This window comes from Candidatus Zixiibacteriota bacterium, from assembly GCA_022865345.1.
Lineage (GTDB): Bacteria > Zixibacteria > MSB-5A5 > MSB-5A5 > RBG-16-43-9 > RBG-16-43-9.
Map to the genome: position 1 here is coordinate 1 of JALHSU010000147.1, position 6,487 is coordinate 6,487.

6 protein-coding genes are annotated in these 6,487 nt (G+C 43.5%); 4 read left to right on the plus strand and 2 right to left on the minus strand.

Translation table 11 applies throughout. The annotated features are described in order from the left end of the window. Positions 1-97 (minus strand): rubrerythrin family protein (locus tag MUP17_06850; GenBank protein ID MCJ7458691.1); only part of this gene is annotated, 97 nt, incomplete at its 3' end. Between the two features lie 73 nt (positions 98-170). Next, on the minus strand, positions 171-575 hold the full coding sequence (locus MUP17_06855) for a nuclear transport factor 2 family protein (GenBank protein ID MCJ7458692.1): 405 nt from the start codon (positions 573-575) through the stop codon (positions 171-173). 592 nt (positions 576-1,167) lie between these two features. On the opposite strand from MUP17_06855, the gene MUP17_06860 reads away from it, so the two are divergent. From MUP17_06860 to MUP17_06875, 4 genes are all read left to right on the plus strand, one after another. Continuing rightward, positions 1,168-3,213 carry an ATP-binding protein gene (locus tag MUP17_06860; GenBank protein ID MCJ7458693.1) on the plus strand — a complete coding sequence of 682 codons (2,046 nt, stop codon included), beginning with the start codon at positions 1,168-1,170 and terminating at the stop codon, positions 3,211-3,213. A gap of 266 nt (positions 3,214-3,479) precedes the next feature. Further along, complete coding sequence (locus MUP17_06865; protein ID MCJ7458694.1) at positions 3,480-4,817, plus strand: sigma-54 dependent transcriptional regulator; 1,338 nt, start codon at positions 3,480-3,482, stop codon at positions 4,815-4,817. Between the two features lie 128 nt (positions 4,818-4,945). Further along, a complete protein-coding gene (locus MUP17_06870; protein ID MCJ7458695.1) occupies positions 4,946-5,761 on the plus strand; it encodes an MBL fold metallo-hydrolase in 816 nt (271 codons plus the stop codon). A gap of 37 nt (positions 5,762-5,798) precedes the next feature. Continuing rightward, a partial coding sequence (locus tag MUP17_06875; protein MCJ7458696.1) for a class I SAM-dependent methyltransferase occupies positions 5,799-6,487 on the plus strand: 689 nt, incomplete at its 3' end.

Here is a 6,487-nt window from a genome sequence, read left to right on the forward strand (position 1 = left end):
CCTCGTTCCTGGCAACCTTGGAATAAAAAGTGTACCTGTTCCGTGCCTGGCTTTCACCAACGAAAGCTTTGGCCAGATTCTCGATTGTGTTTTTCATGAATTCCTCCTTTTTCGTTTAGTAATATATACGTCTTCAATAACAATAACTTGTGGATTAAATAGCTTTTTTATTATTGGCTTGGAAACGTAGAAAACTGGTCTGCCACTACCCACCATTTTCCTTTCTCTTTTACCAGGGCGAACATATCCCTTCCGCCGGCTTTAATGGTTTGTCCACTCATTTCATAGGACATATCCCAGTAGTAAGTTACTACAGCAAATTTCCCGTTTCCATGGATCTGAACTTTCGGGTCTTTCTCTTTCCAGTAATGGATTTTTGCTGTCTCAACAAATTTCTTCCAGCCCGCGATGCAAGCGTCTCTTCCTTCAACACGGTTATGATCAGTTGGAGTAATTGCTACCATATCCTTATGAAAATAATTTTTGAGTTTATCCGGATTTCCGTCTACAGCCCAGGCTCGGTTCAGCTCCTGAATAGTTTTCCAGACCTCTTGCTTGATTTTAGATTTTTCCACTCAATCTCTCCTCTTTTGGAAAATTCAGCAGGGCGAATTGAGCAAACCGCCCGACATTCCGATCTATTTTATTTACCTCGCCTCTAAAAGTCAAGTTCTTTTAGAGTCCAGGAATCAACCAACGATAAGTTACGGTAGGTCGGGCTGTCCCGCCGAAGCGGGACTGCCCGACAAACTCTGATGGTCGGGTAGCTTGCGCAACCCGACCTACACCTATCTGCTGAGAAGAAATATAGTCAGGTAGACCCAGAGCCTGCCCGTAGGGTTGCCCTCAACTTGGGTCAGTTGAGATCACCCCACCTTGAGGCAAGGTGGGCTACCGAGTCCAAATCGATTGAAGGATGAAGCCTTGCGCTACGAAAAAGGGTCAGACAGGAATGTCTGACCTACCAGTTTCGGTAGGTCGGGCTGTCCCGTCAAAGGCGGGACTGCCCGACAAACTCTGATGGTCGGGTAGCTTACGCAACCCGACCTACTCCTGAAAGAACAAAAAAGAGATATGGAAGGCTGAAGCCTTCCGCTACATCCAGATTCATATTGCTTGACACCTGAGTATTTTTATTTAAATTAGCTTCATTAAAAGGAGAAGAAATTGGCCGAGTTAAAGAGTCTCAAATTCCTGTCTGAATTAAGACTGAGATATGTGGTTCTGCTTACTCTTCTTTTTGCTATAATCCTTTTTCTGGTTGCCTTTTTCAGCATCGAGAAAAGCAAATCGAATATGCTGAAAGTTATGCAAAAGGAAGGAGAAGCCCTCTTGGAAAGCCTGGTCTTAGCCAGCCAGAATACGGTCAAAGCCAACAGCCTTTTAAAAGAGCTTTTAGAGGAGAGACTTTTAGATATAGCCAAATTAGTTGACCAGATGGATAAAAGCGGAATTTTGACTGATTCGAAATTGGCAGAACTGGTGACCAAAAACTCTCTCTACAGGATAGAGCTTTTAGATAAACAGAAAAAGATTTTGAAAACCAGCCTTCCCGGGGAAAAAGGAATTTTCGAGGATACGACTAATTTCCCAGTTGCAGAATTAGAGAGAGTTCTGCAGGGTGAAAGCCAGGAGGAGGGTTTTGAGATAAAGGGGGAGGAATTTCATCCGGAGAGCAAATATGCGGTAGTTCTCAGGAGATTTAACGGCTCGGGTGGGATTACGGTGATAACCCCGGCCTCGTATCTGGAGAGTTTTCAGAAAGAGATCGGGATCGGTTATTTAATCCAGAACATCAGCCAGCAAAGCGGTATAGAATATATTGTGCTCCAATCAAAAGAGGGGATTGTCTTTGCTTCTAAGAAAGTGGAAAAGATGCTGAAGCTGGAAAATGACCCGTTTCTCTTGGAAGCTTTAATGAGGAGTGAGACCAGGAGCAGGGTCACAGCTTTCGAAGAAGGGAAAGTGCTGGAGGTGGTGAAGCCTTTTGTTTCCAGTCAATTCCCTCCAGGGGTGTTCAGGATAGGGCTGTCCCTGGCCGGGTACAATCAAGTATCCGGAAGCTATCAGAACCAGATGATTCTTTTCAGCCTGATACTTTTTTTCTTGGGGTTACTTTTGGTTGGAATGGTGATGGTGAACCAGAGCTATTTTGTGTTGGACAAATCTTATAAGGAGATCAGAACTTTGACCGGGAATATACTGGAGGGAATGAACAGTGCGGTTGTGGCAGTTGAAAGGGATAGAAAAATCATCACCTTTAACCGGGTGGCTGAGGAGATATTCTCGCTTAAAAGGGGGGAGGTAATCAATAAAGATTATTCTCAGATATTTCCCAGGGATGAATGCCTGATCAATGAAGTTTTCAACTCAGGAAGAAGTATTAGAGAAATGGAAAAAAAGTACAAACTTGGCTCAGGAGAGGAGAAGGATCTGGTTTTCGGCGCATCCATACTCTCAGACGAAAAAGGAGAATTGCAGGGTGCTGTGGCAGTCATCCATGATATTACTGAGCTTAAAAAGTATGAGGAGGAAGCAAAAAGAGCAGAAAGACTTTCAACCTTGGGCAACTTAGCAGCCGGGGTGGCTCACGAGATCAGGAATCCTCTGAATGCCATCTCCATCGCTGCCCAGAGGTTGAAAAATGAGTTCGTGCCCGAAAAAGACAAAGAGCAATATGCGAATTTCACCCAGACTATTCTAAAAGAGATAAAAAGGCTGGATCAAACCATAAACCAGTTCCTAAGTCTGGCCAAGGCGCAGAAATTGAATCTGGTCTCCACTGACATAGGTTCTTTTGTTTCCGAGGTCGTCTCCTTAATGGAGATTGAGGCTAAAGAGAAAGGTATAATCATTGAGAAAGAGATAGAAGATAACTTTCAGATAAGGATGGATCGCGAGGAGATGAAAAAAGCTCTGGTGAATATAATCCTGAATGGTATTCAGGCTATGTCTTCTGGTGGGAGGATAAATATCTCAGGTAACCTTGACAATTCTAGCAGAGAATATATCATAAAGGTCAAAGATACCGGTCCTGGGATTTCCGAAGAAAATCTCTCAAAAATATTCCAGCCCTATTTTACCACTAAAGAAAAAGGAACCGGCTTAGGGCTGGCAATTGCCTACCGGATCATAAACGACCATAAGGGAAAGATCGAGGTGGAAAGCGAAGCTGGAAAAGGGACGACTTTTACTGTCAGACTACCAGTATGAATTCACAGCGGATTTAGCTGATGAGCCAGCAGACCAAACTGGTAAACCCATCTTGCCCTCAAGATGGATGTGGGATGCATGTCCCGCCTTGAGGGCAAGGCGGGGATACTGATGGATCTTTCTCAGGCCGTCATCCTGAGTCCGCAGGCCGTTAAAAGCCTTACGGCTCGTAGAGACGAAGAATCTGTCGAATTTTACTCTGAGGTTGATTCTTCGGTCGTCCAGTTGGACTCCCTCAGAATGACAAAAAAGTATAAGGAGATGTTATGGGTTTGTACAGAATTCTGGTCGTGGATGATGAGGAATCACAGAGAGAGATGTTGGGTGGTTTTCTACAGAAGGAAGGCTACTCAGTATCTTTAGCTGATTCAGGGGAGACTGCCTTGAAGCTTGGACAGGATGATTTTTTTGAAGCTGCCCTGATTGATTTAAAGATGCCGGGTATGGATGGAATTGAGTTATTGTCCAGACTGAAGGAGATAAATCCTGAAATTCAGGTGATAGTCATAACTGCTCATGGCTCTATCGAGACCGCGGTTGAGGCGATGAGGAGAGGGGCTTTTCATTATGTGAATAAGCCCGTGGATTTGGAGGAGTTGAAGATCAATGTCAAAAAAGCTCTGGAAAACCAGAAGGTTTTATCAGAAAATAGATTCTTGAAAGAACAGTTAGAGGAAAAATACAAAGACTTAAAGATAATCGGCGAGAGCAAAACCATAAGAGACGTGTTAAGCACTGTCGCCCGGGTTGCTAAAACTGATTCCACTGTTTTGATCCGGGGGGATAGCGGAACCGGCAAAGAGTTGGTAGCCAGAGCAATCCATACTTTAAGTGACAGGGCTTCAAGAAATTTCATCTCTTTATCCTGTGCGGCTATACCTGAGACTCTACTTGAATCGGAGCTTTTCGGTTACGAGAAAGGGGCTTTCACTGGAGCTACCCGCAGAAAAGAAGGGAGGTTCGAGTTAGCTGATGAGGGCACCTTATTTTTAGATGAGATAGGAGATCTCTCCCTTGAGACTCAGGTGAAGCTTCTCAGGGTAATCGAAACTCAGGAGTTCGAGAGACTGGGTGGCAAAGAAACAATTAAAGTGAACGTCAGGATAATCTCGGCAACCAATCAGGATTTGGAGAGGAAGATCAAGGAGAAAAGTTTTCGGGAAGACTTGTATTACAGACTAAATGTGGTCTCTATTTTAATTCCTCCTCTGCGCGAAAGAAAAGAAGACATTCTACCCCTGGTTGAACATTTCATTCAGAAATATAATCAGAAAACCGGAAAGAAAATTCAGGGGATCACAACAGATGCCAAAGATATTTTGTTGTCTTACCCCTGGCCCGGAAATATCCGCGAATTAGAGAATGCGATTGAAAGGGCAATAGTTTTGGGCAGGGGAGAGGCAATAGATAAACCGGACTTAGCCTATTTGAGTTTTCAGAAAACAGAGCATTTTCCATCTGATTTTTCACTTAAAGAGTTAGAGAAGAGTCAAATTTTGAAAGTCCTGGAAAAAACAGGAGGGAACCTGACTCAGGCAGCAGAGCTTCTTGGTATTCACAGGAATACTTTGAGGTTAAAGATGAAAGAGTATGGAATAAAATGAGGGTGGCAAATGGGTCAGATGCTTCGCTTCGCTCAGCATGACACTGTCCGTAATATGAGTCATTCTGAGCCCGAAGGGGACGAAGAATCTATTAACTTCTTAGTATTAGATGTTTCGCTACGCTCAACATGACAAATAAGAATAAGAAATTAGAATCACCAAACCGGATCAAATTCTTAGGCACTGCCGGGGCGAGGATAGTGGTAGCCAAACAGTTGAGGGCTTCAGGTGGAGTCTGGCTTACTCTGGACAACAAGAATTTTTTCATCGATCCTGGACCCGGTGCTTTAGTCAAATGTTTTACCAGCAAGCCGAAATTAGACCCGTCAAAATTGGATGCGATTGTCTTAACTCATCGTCATATTGACCATTCCAATGATATCAACATTATGATTGAGGCGATGACCGAAGGCGGATTCAAAAGAAAAGGAATACTTTTTTGTCCTGCTGATGCTTTGAACGAGGATCCAGTGGTTTTGAAATATGTCAGAAGTTTTGTGGAGAAAATCCATATTCTGAAAGCTGGAGGCGAGTATACGCTCGATGGAATTAATTTATCAACGCCATTAAGGCATATTCACGGGGTGGAGGCTTACGGTTTAATTTTTAAGTCTTTAAAATACAGAGTTTCATTTATCGTGGACACCAGATTCTTTCCGGAACTGACAAAGGCGCATTCCGGAAGTGAGCTGATAATTATTAATGTCGTAAGATACGAGCCAGAAGGAGCAAAGAAACTCAAGTTGGATCATCTGAATTTAGAAGATGCTAAAAACATAATCAAGGGCTGTAAGCCTCAAATAGCCATTTTGACTCATTTCGGGATGACCATGATCAAAGCCAAACCCTGGGAATTAGCTCTGCAGATAAAAAAAGAATTAAAGACCGAGGTGATTGCTGCCTCAGATGGGATGGAATTGAATTTAAATGAGGTGATTTTCTGAGATGGGTAGGGGCACGACGCGTCGTGCCCCTACAGGCATGGTTAAAAATCAAATTAGAAATATGAGCGACTATTATCGCGATAAACTCAGCGCCGAGCGGCTGAAATTCTGTTACGAGATTGCTCCACCCAGGGTTAAACAATATCTAAAGGCTGAGATGGAGTACGTTCTTCAGAATATCCGTTCGTCTGATACGGTTCTTGAATTAGGATGCGGTTACGGTCGGGTTCTTGGACAGATCGCTCAAAAAGCTAAAATGGCAATAGGGGTTGACACCTCGATTGATAGTCTGCTCCTTGGAAAGAAAATGCTGAGGGACTCTAAGAACTGCATTCTGCTGAAAATGGATGCAGTTCAGCTTCAGTTCCTGGATCAGACCTTTGATCGGGTTATCTGTGTACAGAACGGGATTTCAGCTTTTCATGTTAATCAAAAAGATTTAATCCGGGAAAGTATTCGGGTAACCAAGCGCAGGGGGAAAATTCTATTTTCAAGTTATTCTGATAAGTTCTGGGAACACAGGTTGGAATGGTTCAAACTCCAGTCGAAAGCAGGTTTGGTTGGAGAAATAGACTATGGGAAGACAGGTGATGGGCTGATTGTCTGTAAAGATGGTTTCAACGCAACGACAGTAGTGCCGGATCAGTTCCGGGAGTTGACTGCAAAGTTTGAGGTCGATGCAAAGATTGTAGAGGTTGATGAATCAAGCATTTTTTGCGTTTTGAC

Excerpts from the sequence above, each read along its gene's own strand:
- MUP17_06865 (MCJ7458694.1), top strand. The coding sequence starts at position 3,480 with ATGGGTTTGTACAGAATTCTGGTCGTGGATGATGAGGAATCACAGAGA.
- MUP17_06870 (MCJ7458695.1), top strand. The coding sequence starts at position 4,946 with ATGACAAATAAGAATAAGAAATTAGAATCACCAAACCGGATCAAATTC.